Source organism: Legionella cardiaca (genome assembly GCF_029026145.1).
GTDB classification, from domain to species: Bacteria; Pseudomonadota; Gammaproteobacteria; order Legionellales; family Legionellaceae; genus Tatlockia; species Tatlockia cardiaca.
Map to the genome: position 1 here is coordinate 2489659 of NZ_CP119078.1, position 13816 is coordinate 2503474.

Here is a 13816-nt window from a genome sequence, read left to right on the forward strand (position 1 = left end):
ACATGCGTGTGAAGATAATTTTAAAGAAATTATTGGAAAATTGGAGCCAGGATAAAGTAGCTACTTTATCGGCGGCGTTATCTTATTACACTATATTTTCTATATCTCCTTTATTAATAATTTCTATTGCTATCGCAGGCCTTGTATTTGATCCTAACCTTGTGCAAGAAAATCTATTAGAGCAAATCGGAAAAACTTTTGGAAATGATCCGGCTGAACAAATTAAAATTCTAATTTCATCTGCTAGACCAGCAACAAATATACTTGCAAAGATTGTTTCTATAATCGTTTTATTATTCGGTGCCTCTGGTTTTTTTGGAGCACTTCAAACCGGGCTGAATGCGATATGGGGTGTGTTTCCCGATCCCAATATGGGGTTTTGGGAATTAATTAAAAGCCGATTTCTATCGTTTACTTTAGTTCTTGGGGTTGGATTTTTACTCTTGGTGTCATTAATTATTTCTCTTATATTATCTTTGGTAACTATGCATCTTTTGCGTTTTTTCCCACAATTAATCATTTTTAGTTATGGATTAAATCTTCTTATTTCCATTGCAGCGATTACTCTTCTTTTCGCCATGATTTTCAAAATAATCCCGGACGTATCATTACAATGGAGAGACGTTTGGTTAGGCGCCTTTTTTACTGCACTTTTATTTACCATCGGCAAATTTTTACTGGGATTATATCTTTCCCATTCCAATTTGGCGCAAGGATTTGGCCCATCAGCTGCCTTAATCATTATTCTCGTTTGGATTTATTATTCTGCGCAAATTTTATTTACGGGAGCGGAGTTTACAAAGGTGTATTATCTCCAAAAGAGAAAAAAAATTCGCCCAAGCAAAAATGCAAAGTTAATAGGTTGATGAAATGATTATTTCACGGTGGAAACATTGACAGATTAATGGATAGAATTTTTTTTAACTTTCTTTTCTATTGCATTGGTAACATTATTAACTATCTGGCCCCTAAAGTCGCCAAAATGCTGGTCTCCCTTATTGAGCATCCAAATAAAAAGTGCTTCTAAATCGTTACCTGACCTTTGCTTAATTAGATGGGGTCCAAAATAGATAGTTGCAGTATAAGTAAACATCTTAATTTCCTATCAAGTGAAAGGGTAATGAATGTAATCTAAGAGGGTATAATGTGATTACAAAACCCATTAAAGGGAAATGCTTATACTGTCCTAATGTCTTTATTATAGTCTAAAACCTAAGCAAAGACCGATCTAGAATAATCACACTTGATATTTAATGTAACTATCAACAACTTTCTGGATACACTTTAATTTTATATTGCTTATTTGAATATTAGTTCAACAATCTTTGTAAAATTTAATTTATAATCATTAGTTATATTAGAGGTTAAACCCCCTTTCAGAGCCAAACTTTGGCAACAAATCTTTGGGTAAATAATATGGTAACCAGCACTTCAGATTTTCATGAGCAGCGGATTCTTAAACTTTCTATAGCAGTCACTTTTCTTCTTGCAGCAGCGGGTATTTTTTTTGGATTAGTGTCTGGTTCATTGGCTATTATATTTGATGGTATGTTCAATATGGTTGATACGGCCATGTCCTTATTATCGCTCTTTGTAGCGCGCTTACTGACTAGCAAAGGGAGTCGTCGATTCCAATATGGTTATTGGCATGTTGAACCGATGGTACTTATCTTTAACGGCAGTACACTCATCTTAATTTGTGCCTATGCCTTAATTAACGCAATTGGTAGTTTGCTTTCAGGCGGTCGGCAATTGAATTTTGACTGGGCTTTTGCCTTTGCCTTATTAATGTCTGTGGTATCCATTATAATGTATGTCTATATACGACAGAAAAATCTTAAACTTAATTCTGAATTTTTACGTCTTGATAGACAAAGCTGGCTTATATCAGCCTCTATTTCCTCCTCACTTTTGGTTGCTTTTGGTATCGCTAATCTCACAGAAGGAACGTCTTATCATAATCTTACTCCTTACTTTGACCCTATTATACTAGCTGTGCTTACCTCCTGCTTGATTTTTGTACCCATGGCCGCAGTGTATGATGCTATGCGGGATGTATTTCTTGTTGCTCCTTTTGAGCTTGATCTGAAAATAAGAATGTTTTTAGATGAGTTGACAGCAAGAGAAGGTTTCAAAACCTATTCGAGCTATGTAGCAAAGATAGGTCGCGCGCAATTCATTGAAATACATATTGTTGTACCCCCAAACCATCCTATTTCAACTGTTGAAGACCTGGATGCCATTCGTCACGAAATAAGAGATGCAATGGGTGGAGATAGCCCGCAACTTTGGCTAACCATCGCGTTTACTGCGGATGAAAGCTTGATTTAACAGAGTAGAGACTCCTCGAACTAATTTCGGTCTACCGATTTCAAAAGCCATTCACTAATCTAAGAATTTAGTCTTTAAAAAAGAAGCATTGGGAGTTTGAAAAGTTGTCTATTTACAACACAAATAACGATTGATTTTAAATCAATTAGAACTTATCATACACCAAATGGGTAATTCAAGATCAAATACATAGAGAGCGCAATGCAGGAAAAACAAGAATCTGAGAAGGTGGCAAAGAAAAAATTGGCAACGTCTATTAGGCCATCGGTATTCAGTTCACGAAATACTATTGATGAAACAACCGTATTTAAAGAATTTCTTGAAAAAAATGCGGAAAAATCCATTAATGCAAAATTCTTATTAGGAACAACTGAATTTCATAATTTTGAAAAATTTCAAAAGACATTTGAAAAAGAAATCCCGTTATTAAAAGAAATCATTGCTCGGGAAGCTAGTCGGCCAGAAGGAACTTTTGTTTTCTATAATGGAAGTTCGAACGTAGTAAAATTTTTGCGCATGATAATGAGTAGTCTTTATAAAGAAGAAGCCTTTAAGACAAAGACAGAGAGTGTAAAGTCTAATCTGGTATTTGGGACTCCTAAGCCACAATCACTTTCTCCACAATGTTTTTTTGAAAAACATCTGGATAAAAGAGCATTTCTATACCCATTCAATACTGCTTTTGACCGGAAAATAAGACCCCTCTTTGATCATGAATCAAAAATTAGCAGGGCACTTTTATCTGCCTCAATGTTACTGCATGATGGTTGTTATGGCGAAACTAGCTGGCTCCTCTTTCACAGGAATAGAAGTATATCGATAAAGCACAACCACGAAGTTAAGTTTCTTAGAGACGTTTTGCAAGAGTTTTGCCATAAGAAGAAATTAGATAACTTCCCAATTGATACACTTGTTGACTATTACGTTCAATACCAACAAACCTTGGAAGCGCAGCTATTGCAAATTTTTGTTAACGAAAAAAGCTTTAATAGCCTGGGCTATTATAGTTATGCCGGAGGGATCCCACTCGTTAAGGATAGCGCCTCTTTTCTTCATACACTTTATGAAGAATTAAATAATCAGAGTTGCTCAAATTGGGGAAGCTTTATTGCCGAAAAATTTTTACAAGCTTTTAGAGAAGATAAACTTTACCATCTCGTAGACGCGCAATATACACCTGATAATTTACTTAGTAACTCCATGGAAGTCGAATGGAATGATTTTTTACAGGTTCGCTTTTTAACCGCGAATCCAGACTTTTATAATCCGGAGGAAGTAAGAATTAATGAATTTTATAAAACTGACGAAGCTTATAATATCGCTAGAGAACTCAAAGCCAAGTTGAGAACTACCATTCATTTTTATTTTACAGATGAGCCAGCCAAGCTTGAACTCGCCTAAACCATTTAGATTATCATGTAACCCACAACCCAATAATTAGCGGTAGAGTACATTACTCGAATTAGTATGAATTTAATTTCTTGATTTGGTAATTAAATGGAGATTAAAGTGTGAAAATGCTTTTAAATTCAGGGAGGAAAGTAAATGCGACAACGTCTACCTTTAGTTTTTTCAGGAATTATTTTTATTCTTTTTGCTTTGTTACATGTATTACGATTGATATTTCGTTGGGAAATTGTCATTGCAGGGCATACTATTCCAATGTCAGTAAGTATTGTAGCCTTGGTTGTAGCTATTCTTTTATCCTTGTGGATGTTTGCTGCCAGCAAATTAGAATGAACTTAATAGTAAATCTCTGCTGCCATTAATTTATCTACGTAAATTGCGATATAGGTGAATACAGGATTTTTTTGAGTAGGATGCTACTTCTCACAGATGACTATAAATCAATAATTACCTTTAGTGCATGAGTCTTCGCCGCATCTTTAAATGTTTCATAGGCTTCAAGGATATTATCAAATGGAAAATGATGGCTAATTAGTGTAGCAGCATCCAATTTTTTGGCGCAGACTGACTTTAGCAACAAGGGTGTAGTAATAGTATCTACAAGCCGTGTCGTAATTGAAATGTTTTGAGACCACAGTCGCTCCAGATGTAAATCTACTTTCTTTCCATGAACACCAATATTCGCAATAGTTCCTCCTGGCGCTATAATTTCTTCACAAAGAACAAAAGTTTCAGGAATCCCCACTGCTTCTATAGCTGTATTGACCCCAAGGTTATTTGTATGCTCCATTATTCTCTTTGCAGCATTTCCATCTGTGTTATTAATAATCATGGTAGCACCTAAACGCTCTGCAACCTCGAGTCGATTAGAATCTGTATCGACCATGATAATTTCAGCTGGCGAATAGAATTGGGCAGTAAGTAAAGTTGCCAACCCTATTGGGCCAGCTCCAATAATTGCTATTGTATCCCCTGGTTGAATTTTGCCGTTTATAATGCCGCATTCAAAACCAGTAGGCAAAATATCACTTAACATCACTATGGTGTCTTCTTCGGCTCCTGGAGGAACTTTATAGAGACTTGTGTCGGCATAAGGTATACGAACATACTCAGCTTGAGTCCCGTCAATTTTGTTCCCCAGAATCCAACCACCCGTTTTGCAGTGAGAGTACATCCCTTTGCGACAATAGAAACATTTACTGCAAGAAGTAATACAAGAAATTAGCACTTTATCGCCACGATGAAACTCTGTTACTCCGGAACCTGTTTCTTCAATAATTCCTATCCCTTCATGACCTAATACACGGCCCGGCTCACAAGTTGATACATCGCCTTTAAGAATATGAAGATCAGTACCACAAATGGTCGTTTTCTTAATCTTAACTATCGCATCGGTATTTTCCATAATTTGCGGCATTGGATGCTCTGCAAAAACTTTTTTTCCTGGTCCATTATATATAAGTGCCTTCATTATTTATCCCTTCTCCTAGAATGCCTATGTTCAACAAATGCAAGTAATTAAAATTTTATGCTAACCAAAAATGCAAAATTAACCCAATAATATAAGCGAGCACTGCGGTAATAACTCCAATAATTAATGTTTCAATACCTGAGTTGAGCCAAGACTTAGGTGACCAATGACTTTTAATAGAGCCAATAATAAAGAACGTAGTTCCAGTAAATAAGCAAGACCAAAAAAAGGAATGACTTACATTAAATACATAAGGAAATAATGGAATTAAACCAAAAATAAGGAAAGCTAGAAAAGTATAGGTCGCTGATTTTAAAGGAGTGCGAATTAACAGAGGCAATCCATATTCTTCTTGCAACATGGTTTTTATCCATAAGGACTTATTCGCTGTAATTTCATTTACTACCAGGTTTAAAATATCTCCCTTTAGTCCTTTGTTTTTAAAAATTTCTTTAATTTCATCTTTTTCACCCTCAGGTGTTAAATCAATATGCTTTTCTTCAATCGCTTTATAGCGTTGGTATTGGTCTTTTTCAGATTTTGTTCCCAAATAATTGCTTGCGGCCATTGAAAATCCATCTGCAAGCAAATTAGCAAAACCTAATATTAAAATTACTATAGAAGATAGCTGCCCTCCTACAACTCCTGAAACGATCGCAAAAGTGGTTACAGCGCCATCGATTCCGCCATAAATCCAGTCTCGCAAATAACTCGGTGCAGGAGCTTTCGCAAAGCGTTCCTTGATTTCTTTTTGTGAATGACCGTGTTCTAATTTTTCCATAAGCGCTTAGTATACCTTTGCATATTTACTTTCACTGCCTCGAATTCAGAGGACAGGCATGATAGCAATTGGTTCTTCTAACCCAAGATTGGATGTATCGTTCTCATCAATTGCTATCATGATATTTTTGTATTTCATTTCCACTCCTTGTGAAATTCAACAGAAACATTTAGAAGTTAGAACTCCTACGAACTACTTATTTGCAAAGCTATATGGTATTGTGCTGAGTAATCCACTTAGTGGAATTTTCAGGTCGCTAGCTTATTAATTGTAGCTTTAGTATAAAGCAAATCATTATACGTTAATGATTAAAAATACAAGGATATACGATGTCTGAATATAATATTCGTCTTGCATGGAAACGTGATACGGAAGACTTCGACTATAAATCTTACAACAGAGACCATACCGTATTTTTTTATGGTGGCCCCAAAATAGAAGTAAGTTCATCTCCTGATTTTATTCGTGACCCTCGATTTCATACACCGGAAGAGCTTTTAGCTGCAGCCGTTTCAAGTTGTTATCTACTTACTTTCCTTTCTCTTGCCGCTAAAAAAGGATTTATCATTGATAATTATCATGATAATGCAACCTGTTTTTTAGGCAGTACTGAAAAGAATGCACCCGCCATTACAGAGATTACTCTTCGTCCAGTCATTACCTTTAGTAAAGAAAACAGACCTGATAAAGATCATTTAAAACAACTTTTTACAGAAACACATAACCATTGCCTGGTTGCTAATGTATTAACGGTGAATATAACCGTTAACCCGACACTAGCAGACGCATAACGGTTTACATATTAGAGGTCAAAATGAAAAATATACTAGTATTTTTATTATCTATAATTAGTACTACAGTTTTAGCTAATGAACTAGGTAAAAGCACCTATCAAAATGCTTGTCAAAATTGTCATGCACCTCAACTAGCAAAAGGATTAAACGCTCCAGCCGCTTTTGATAAAAAAGCCTGGAATAAACGATTTAAAGATGCAGATAGGAAGGCAAAAAAACACCCTTCTCAATTTAAAACAGGTATGGATTATTTATTATACAATGTAAAAATTGGTAAAGGCTTAATGCATCACGGTGGTTTATGCAAAGAAGCAGAGGCTCCGAATAATAACTGCTCTGACGAAGCATTAATTCAAGCTATTAACTATATGGCAGGAAAATAAACTATTCTAGAACGCGTTTTGATGCATCCCCACGAAATGGCAAGTATGCAATCCTCTAAGAAATAAGTAATACTTAATGCTAGGTAGTGCGCATAAAGCGTATACCTAGAATTAGACTACAGTTTAGCCATTAACTGAATTAGTAACAGATTACTCAAGCAGTTGTGTATCGTTCCAATGATGAATTAAATAGCCATGTTCCAACTGGTTCACGTCTTGAACATTAGCAGCAATCCGAACAATATGACCACTACCGGGCGCACAATGGATGGAATGTCCTTCAGTATTCTCAATGGCTTCAAGTGTAAAAATATGGTTACTGTTTGGCAGCATGATTTCAAGGGTGTCACCAACAAAAAATTGATTTTTTACACTAATTTCAAGTAGTTGTTTACTTTCGTCATAATCAAGTAACTCACCTACAACCTGCTGTTTTATGCCTGTTTCATTGCGATCTTTGTAACTTTGGTATTCTTCAGGAACATGACGGCGATAAAAACCCTCTGTGTATCCTCTGAGTGATAATCCCTCCAGAGAATCCATAAGACCCCAATCAAAAGGCTTTCCGGCAACAGCGTCATCAATAGCCTTTCGATACAATTGGGTTACACGAGCTACATAAAAATCCGATTTAGTACGACCTTCGATTTTTAAACAATCAATTCCTATTTTGGTTAATGATTCAACATGTTGAATTGCTCTTAAATCTTTTGAGTTAAACAGATAGGTGCCATGTTCATCTTCTTCGATGGTATTCATTTCCCCCTCACGTTGGGGAGATTGTTCAAATAGAAAAGTTTTAGTTTCTACATGTGCATTACCCCATTCATCCTCTTTACCTTCTTTAACATCATATTTCCACCGGCATGAATTGGTGCACGCTCCTTGATTAGGATCACGGTGATTAAAATAGCCAGATAGGAGGCAGCGCCCTGAATGAGCCATACATAATGCGCCATGTACAAATACTTCTAATTCAATATCTGGGCAATTTTCACGAATTGCCTGGATTTCTTTTAAAGACAACTCTCGAGACAAAATAACTCGTTCAAGACCCATAGATTGCCAGAATTTTACTGCGGCAAAATTCATCACATTTGATTGTACTGACAAATGAATAGGTTGATGAGGCCATTTATCTCTAACCATCATAATGAGACCGGGATCCGTCATGATCAAAGCGTCTGGACCTGCTTCAATGACTGGAGTCAGATCTTCAAGATACGTGTTTATTTTATTATTTGGGGCAACAATATTACTCGCTACAAAAAATAATTTACCTTGAGCATGAGCTTCATTAATGCCCAACACCAACTTTTCATGGGAAAATTCGTTATTTCTAGCTCGGAGACTATAACGGGGTTGCCCCGCGTATACCGCATCTGCTCCATAGGCAAAGGCTCGTCGCATACGCTTTAAAGAACCTGCAGGAGATAATAATTCTGGAGATTTCATGATGTTAATGCTTTAACCTGTATAAAATATATGAATGATTCGACTTGTTAAAAGGTGTTTGGCGATTACATTGCCATAATATTCATATCCATGTTCGCGTACAAATTATACATAATCCACATGGTACCAATTACCAAAACTAACACCACAACCAACGTAAAGAGAAAACTTAATAAATTCCAGTTTGTTTTTGAAGTCGTATTTAAATGGAGAAAAAAAACAAGCTGGACAAAAAGCTGCATAATCGCAAGTGCTCCCACCGCTATGTACAGAATTTTGGGAGGTAGAGCAGAAGAGGCAACCAAATAAAACGAAAAAAGCGTCAACAAAAGTGAGGATACAAAACCAATGGTATAAGATTGATATGTACCATAAGACGCACCTGTATCTACATCAAAAACAAGTTCATGTTTTGACATTTTAAATTGCTCCCATCAAATAGACGACTGAAAAAACAAAAATCCAAACAATGTCCAGAAAGTGCCAAAACAAACCCAGGCAGGTTAATTTAGTTTTGGTCACGGGTGTAATCCCATGGGTTTTCATTTGAAATATAAGGGCTAACATCCAGATAAGTCCTACGGTAACATGCAGCCCGTGTGTAGCAACCAAAGTAAAAAATGATGATAAAAATGCACTTTTAGCCCAGGTATGACCCTCTAAATACAAGTGTTGAAACTCATACATTTCCATTGTAATAAAACAAAAACCCAAGACAAAAGTTGCCCACATCCAACGGGTCACTTTGTCTTGAGACTTACTGTCACGTGCCAGCATTGCAAGGCCATAGGTAAAGCTGCTGCTTAATAGTACTAACGTTTCAGTTAACACAAAGGATAGATTAAAAAGTTCTTTGGCATGGGGGCCTCCAAAGGTATGAGTATGAAGCACGGCATACACTGCAAATAAAGATGCAAATAAAATACAATCAGTCATGATGTATATCCAAAAACCGAAGACATTTTTAGAACCATCAAAATGACTCATGTGACCATCAATATTGTGGCTTCGCGCTGCTGTTTTTCCCTCAGGTCTGGAATGCCGCTCATTATAAGATCCAATGAATAGGTCGCGATTCGTAGTAGCTGGAATTGGGGTCGCGGCTTGAGTATCTTTCATTAACGTTTTACTCATCATTATCTTCCTACAATAGATTGTTGATATTGAATTTCGTTTGCTTCCACCTCACTTGCTTTGATGTAAAAATCTGTATCGTAATTGAAAGATCTGATAATCAAAGAAATGACAACGCACTCCAGGCCTAATATTGCAAGCCACCAAATATGCCATACCATGGCAAAACTAAAAATAAACGCAAAGATACCAATAATAAATCCCATTGGAGTATTTTTAGGCATATGAATACTCTGGTAAGTCAAAACTTCTTTTTTGGACTTATCTGTGCGATTTATCCTCTTTTGTTTTTGTTCCCAAAAATCATCTATCTCGCTAACAACCGGAATATGAGCGAAGTTATAGAAAGCAGGTGGCGATGCTGTAGCCCACTCCAAGGTACGACCATCCCAGGGATCGCCAGTAACATCACGACATTTTTCTCTGTTTTTGATACTAACTATAATTTGTAGCACCTGGAAAACAACGCCTAATGCAATAATACCTGCACCAATTGCCGCTACAATTAAATAAGGTTGAAAACCCGTGGAAGCATCATAATGATACAAACGACGCGTCATACCCATACCTCCCAGGATGTAGAGAGGAGTGAATGCAACAAAAAAACCAACTAGCCAACACCAGAAAGCACATTTACCCAATGTCTCATTCAGGGTAAAACCAAACATTTTTGGGAACCAATAAGCTAAGCCAGCAAAATAACCAAAGACAACCCCACCAATAATCGTGTTATGAAAATGTGCGACTAAAAAAGTACTATTGTGAGCCTGAAAATCAATGCCCGGTACTGCAAGCATTACTCCAGACATTCCACCTAGGGTAAAGGTTATAAAAAACCCCATTAGCCAATACATTGGAGAAGTAAATTTAATTCGCCCTCGATACATCGTAAATAGCCAGTTAAAGACTTTCACTCCGGTAGGTACAGAGATAATCATCGTAAGAATTCCAAAAACTGCATTCACATTAGCGCCTGCGCCCATTGTGAAAAAGTGATGAGCCCAAACAATAAAAGCTAAAAAGGTAATGACCGCAGTGGCCCACACCATGGTTTTGTAACCAAATAATGCTTTTCGAGAGAAGGTGGCAACAATCTCAGAGTAAACACCGAAAGCAGGTAAAACTAATACATAGACTTCTGGATGCCCCCAAATCCAAACTAAATTCACATACATCATTTGATCCCCACCAGCACCAGTGGTAAAAAAATGCATATCAAGGTATCTATCCAGACCAAGCAAAGCTAAAGCAACCGTTAGTACAGGAAAAATAAGCATTACAAGAATTGAAGAGCAAAAAGCTGTCCATGTAAAAATCGGCATTTTCATTAAGGACATTCCAGGACAGCGCATCTTAAGAATTGTCACGAAAAAATTTATTCCCGATATGAGACTACCAATACCTGAGATTTGAATAGCCCAAATGTAATAATCTGTTCCAACGGTTGGGCTATAGGCAAGCTCCGAAAATGGCGGGTATGCTAACCAACCCGCATGCGCGAAATCACCAATTAATAAGGATACATTGGCTAGCAGTGCACCAACAGCAAAAAGCCAAAAACTAAGCGAATTTAGAAAGGGGAACGCAACATCTCGAGCCCCAATTTGTAATGGTATTACCAGGTTAAATAACGAAAACATAAGGGGCATTGCGACAAAAAATATCATTATGGTTCCATGAGCAGTAAATATTTGATCAAAATGCTCGGGAATAAGGTAACCATAAGAATCGCCAGAGGCCATAGCTTGCTGAGCTCGCATCATAACCGCATCGATAAACCCTCTAAAAAGCATTAGCAGCGCAACAAAAAGATACATCTTTGCAATGCGCTTATGGTCTACAGTTACTATCCATTCATGCCAAAGATAACTCCATTTCTTGAAATAAGTTATACCTCCCAATACCGCAATACCTGCAATTGCAATGAAGGCCAACATGGAAAATATAATAATCTGCTGACTTATAGGCTCATAGAGATAAGGAAAAACCTCTTGTGGAATACTTAATTTTCCTAAAATGGTTTCTAGCATGACGATTTCCTTTTTTGTATTAACTTTGGTTCATAAGCACAAGGAGAATTTGCCTATGCATTTTTATGATCAACATCTGGCATCATGTAATGCATAATAATGCTGTCAAATAATCCAGCATCAACACTACCGAAATACCTGGGAGAAACATTGATCGATTTGGGTGCCAGTTGCTCCCAAAATACCGCTGATGTCAGTTGGTTTGGCTTGCTCTTAATTGAATTAACCCAATTAATAAAATCTTCATGCGATGTAACTTCCGTGTTAAAGCTCATTTCAGCAAAACCGATGCCTGTATAATTCGTTGCAAGCCCTCGATAATTTCCTGGGTTGTCTGCAATAAGATGCAACTGTGTTTTCATTCCAGTCATCGCATAAATTTGTCCCCCAAGCTGTGGGATAATGAAAGAATTCATAGGTGATGCAGCTGTTATTTTGAAATTGATAGGAGTATCAGCAGGAATTTTAAGATAATTAAGTGTGGCTATTTGATGTTCAGGGTAAATAAACAACCATTTCCAATCCAGTGAGACAACCTCAACTGTCACAGGTTTTATTTGTGAATCAAGTGGTTTATAGGGATCTAAACTATGCGTGGTTTTCCAAGTCACTGTACCTAAAATTAAAATAATAATACAGGGAATTGTCCACCAAACGATTTCCAAAATAGTGCTGTGATTCCATTCTGGCGTATATTTGCTATTACTTCCTTCCCGATATCGCCAGCCAAACCAGCATGCCATGAAAATAACGGGAATCACCACAATTAGCATGAGTTTTATTGAAAATATAATCAATTTTAATTCAGTTGCAGCGATTTGCCCTCTGGGTGCTATTGCTCCGGAATGGCAACCATTTAAAGTAAGTAAAACCATCGCAAGTAGAACAACAACACCCGCATGTCTAATTACTTTACAAATTGGTTGTATCATACTTTTAACTCTCCGTTTTTATAGATTTCGCAGGGATCAGGTTATTGGCTTGTCGTGACTAAAAAAATAATTGTTCTGGGTGATGGTTAGACACTACCTTCATACAACTTCGGCCGAAACTGTCGGAATTTCCAAGCCAATAAGACTCATTAGTTAAGAATCCAATTTTTGTAAATTTGTATTTTTTTTGGATATTTTAATTGTTTTTATACGGATGACATTGATCTACATCATGGAAAAGAGCATGGTGGTATGCAGGAGTTTACTGTTTATGTATTTAATATTTATTGCATCAAGTCCATATCGGCAATAAGTTTTAGTTCTTCAGGTTGCAACAATTTAATTTTCTTATGATCAATCGCAATAATTTTATTTTCTTTAAAGTGAGAGAGAAGACGACTAATCGTTTCTGCAGTGAGTCTTAAATAGTTACCAATATCTTGACGAGACATCGGCAGAAGAAATTCAAGTTGCATTTCCGAGAAGTGTAATCGGTAGGATAAATCAATAAGAAAGGCGGCAAGACGTTGTTCTGCAGTAACTAAAAACAAATAATTCCCTATATTTAGTTGCTGACTCATTAAATGCAACATCTGTTTTTGCAAAGAGGGATTTACCTGAAGTAACTCAAGAAAATTATCATAGGGAATTTCACAAACGACAGTATCCGATAATGCAACTACTGAAAAACGGTAATGCCCTGTGGAAATTGCCTCAAATCCAATGACTTCGCCAGTAAAATAAAACCCTTGAATTAATTCATTTCCATTAGCATCAACTTGATATGTTTTTAAATTTCCATGCTGAATAGCATAGATATTTCGAAATGTATTCTGAGGAAGATGTAAAAATGCATGCTTTTTTAGATGATGATGTTGCTTTACTGCACGATTAATTTGACTCATCCATTGTGAACTTTTCTCCTCTGCATTGCAAAAAGGAGAAAATGTGCAATTTTCACATGTTGGATGATCACCACCGATGCCTACCATATTTGTACCATCATACTGAACTAGCAATGTCTAAATTGTTTTATTATAAACCGCAAATGCATTTTATAATACAAATTTTTCCATGATGTAGATCAATGCGGTAAAT

General features: G+C 36.6%; 14 protein-coding genes. 6 read left to right on the forward strand and 8 right to left on the reverse strand.

Annotation, left to right across the window (positions count from 1 at the left end):
* Positions 1 to 2: 2 nt before the first annotated feature.
* The 4 genes from PXX05_RS10665 (at position 3) to PXX05_RS10680 (ending at position 4071) form a co-directional block, all read left to right on the forward strand.
* A complete protein-coding gene (locus PXX05_RS10665) occupies positions 3 to 866 on the forward strand; it encodes a YihY/virulence factor BrkB family protein (protein ID WP_275088202.1) in 864 nt (287 codons plus the stop codon).
* Between the two features lie 550 nt (positions 867 to 1416).
* The gene (locus PXX05_RS10670) at positions 1417 to 2331 is read left to right on the forward strand and encodes a cation diffusion facilitator family transporter (RefSeq protein ID WP_275088203.1); all 915 of its coding nucleotides are present in this window, start codon (positions 1417 to 1419) and stop codon (positions 2329 to 2331) included.
* Between the two features lie 201 nt (positions 2332 to 2532).
* The gene (locus PXX05_RS10675; protein WP_275088204.1) at positions 2533 to 3732 is read left to right on the forward strand and encodes a hypothetical protein; all 1200 of its coding nucleotides are present in this window, start codon (positions 2533 to 2535) and stop codon (positions 3730 to 3732) included.
* Between the two features lie 144 nt (positions 3733 to 3876).
* On the forward strand, positions 3877 to 4071 hold the full coding sequence (locus tag PXX05_RS10680; protein ID WP_275088205.1) for a hypothetical protein: 195 nt from the start codon (positions 3877 to 3879) through the stop codon (positions 4069 to 4071).
* 100 nt (positions 4072 to 4171) lie between these two features.
* On the opposite strand, the gene PXX05_RS10685 is transcribed toward PXX05_RS10680, so the two are convergent.
* Both PXX05_RS10685 and PXX05_RS10690 read right to left on the reverse strand, forming a co-directional pair.
* Positions 4172 to 5209, reverse strand: coding sequence for a zinc-dependent alcohol dehydrogenase family protein (locus PXX05_RS10685; RefSeq protein ID WP_275088206.1), 1038 nt, complete (start codon positions 5207 to 5209; stop codon positions 4172 to 4174).
* 55 nt (positions 5210 to 5264) lie between these two features.
* Complete coding sequence (locus PXX05_RS10690; protein WP_275088207.1) at positions 5265 to 5990, reverse strand: VIT1/CCC1 transporter family protein; 726 nt, start codon at positions 5988 to 5990, stop codon at positions 5265 to 5267.
* 329 nt (positions 5991 to 6319) lie between these two features.
* Here PXX05_RS10690 and PXX05_RS10695 point away from each other — a divergent pair, with 329 nt between their 5' ends.
* Positions 6320 to 6781: an OsmC family protein gene (locus tag PXX05_RS10695; protein ID WP_275088208.1), complete on the forward strand. Its 462-nt coding sequence runs from the start codon at positions 6320 to 6322 to the stop codon at positions 6779 to 6781.
* Positions 6782 to 6804: 23 nt separating this feature from the next.
* Positions 6805 to 7167: a c-type cytochrome gene (locus PXX05_RS10700; RefSeq protein WP_275088209.1), complete on the forward strand. Its 363-nt coding sequence runs from the start codon at positions 6805 to 6807 to the stop codon at positions 7165 to 7167.
* A gap of 150 nt (positions 7168 to 7317) precedes the next feature.
* Here PXX05_RS10700 and trhP read toward each other — a convergent pair whose 3' ends face one another.
* From trhP to PXX05_RS10730, 6 genes are all read right to left on the reverse strand, one after another.
* Positions 7318 to 8622 (reverse strand): prephenate-dependent tRNA uridine(34) hydroxylase TrhP, encoded by a 1305-nt coding sequence (gene trhP / locus PXX05_RS10705; protein ID WP_275088210.1) that lies wholly within the window; start codon positions 8620 to 8622, stop codon positions 7318 to 7320.
* Between the two features lie 65 nt (positions 8623 to 8687).
* Positions 8688 to 9041 carry a cytochrome o ubiquinol oxidase subunit IV gene (gene cyoD / locus PXX05_RS10710; RefSeq protein ID WP_275088211.1) on the reverse strand — a complete coding sequence of 118 codons (354 nt, stop codon included), beginning with the start codon at positions 9039 to 9041 and terminating at the stop codon, positions 8688 to 8690.
* 1 nt (position 9042) lies between these two features.
* Positions 9043 to 9759 (reverse strand): cytochrome o ubiquinol oxidase subunit III, encoded by a 717-nt coding sequence (gene cyoC, locus PXX05_RS10715; protein WP_275088212.1) that lies wholly within the window; start codon positions 9757 to 9759, stop codon positions 9043 to 9045.
* Positions 9759 to 11786 (reverse strand): cytochrome o ubiquinol oxidase subunit I, encoded by a 2028-nt coding sequence (gene cyoB, locus PXX05_RS10720; protein WP_275088213.1) that lies wholly within the window; start codon positions 11784 to 11786, stop codon positions 9759 to 9761. Before cyoB ends, cyoC begins: the two co-directional genes overlap by 1 nt.
* Positions 11787 to 11839: 53 nt before the next feature.
* Positions 11840 to 12718 carry a ubiquinol oxidase subunit II gene (gene cyoA / locus PXX05_RS10725; RefSeq protein WP_275088214.1) on the reverse strand — a complete coding sequence of 293 codons (879 nt, stop codon included), beginning with the start codon at positions 12716 to 12718 and terminating at the stop codon, positions 11840 to 11842.
* A 284-nt stretch (positions 12719 to 13002) separates the two neighbouring features.
* Positions 13003 to 13710, reverse strand: a complete 708-nt coding sequence (locus tag PXX05_RS10730) for a helix-turn-helix domain-containing protein (RefSeq protein WP_275088215.1) — start codon at positions 13708 to 13710, stop codon at positions 13003 to 13005.
* Positions 13711 to 13816: the final 106 nt, after the last annotated feature.

What these genes read in the sequence shown, in the direction of transcription:
- PXX05_RS10690 (WP_275088207.1), bottom strand. Translation starts at nt 5,990, where the DNA reads ATGGAAAAATTAGAACACGGTCATTCACAAAAAGAAATCAAGGAACGC.
- cyoC (WP_275088212.1), bottom strand. Translation starts at nt 9,759, where the DNA reads ATGATGAGTAAAACGTTAATGAAAGATACTCAAGCCGCGACCCCAATT.
- cyoD (WP_275088211.1), bottom strand. Translation starts at nt 9,041, where the DNA reads ATGTCAAAACATGAACTTGTTTTTGATGTAGATACAGGTGCGTCTTAT.
- cyoA (WP_275088214.1), bottom strand. Translation starts at nt 12,718, where the DNA reads ATGATACAACCAATTTGTAAAGTAATTAGACATGCGGGTGTTGTTGTT.
- PXX05_RS10695 (WP_275088208.1), top strand. Translation starts at nt 6,320, where the DNA reads ATGTCTGAATATAATATTCGTCTTGCATGGAAACGTGATACGGAAGAC.
- trhP (WP_275088210.1), bottom strand. Translation starts at nt 8,622, where the DNA reads ATGAAATCTCCAGAATTATTATCTCCTGCAGGTTCTTTAAAGCGTATG.
- PXX05_RS10670 (WP_275088203.1), top strand. Translation starts at nt 1,417, where the DNA reads ATGGTAACCAGCACTTCAGATTTTCATGAGCAGCGGATTCTTAAACTT.
- PXX05_RS10685 (WP_275088206.1), bottom strand. Translation starts at nt 5,209, where the DNA reads ATGAAGGCACTTATATATAATGGACCAGGAAAAAAAGTTTTTGCAGAG.
- PXX05_RS10730 (WP_275088215.1), bottom strand. Translation starts at nt 13,710, where the DNA reads ATGGTAGGCATCGGTGGTGATCATCCAACATGTGAAAATTGCACATTT.
- PXX05_RS10665 (WP_275088202.1), top strand. Translation starts at nt 3, where the DNA reads ATGCGTGTGAAGATAATTTTAAAGAAATTATTGGAAAATTGGAGCCAG.
- PXX05_RS10675 (WP_275088204.1), top strand. Translation starts at nt 2,533, where the DNA reads ATGCAGGAAAAACAAGAATCTGAGAAGGTGGCAAAGAAAAAATTGGCA.
- PXX05_RS10680 (WP_275088205.1), top strand. Translation starts at nt 3,877, where the DNA reads ATGCGACAACGTCTACCTTTAGTTTTTTCAGGAATTATTTTTATTCTT.
- cyoB (WP_275088213.1), bottom strand. Translation starts at nt 11,786, where the DNA reads ATGCTAGAAACCATTTTAGGAAAATTAAGTATTCCACAAGAGGTTTTT.
- PXX05_RS10700 (WP_275088209.1), top strand. Translation starts at nt 6,805, where the DNA reads ATGAAAAATATACTAGTATTTTTATTATCTATAATTAGTACTACAGTT.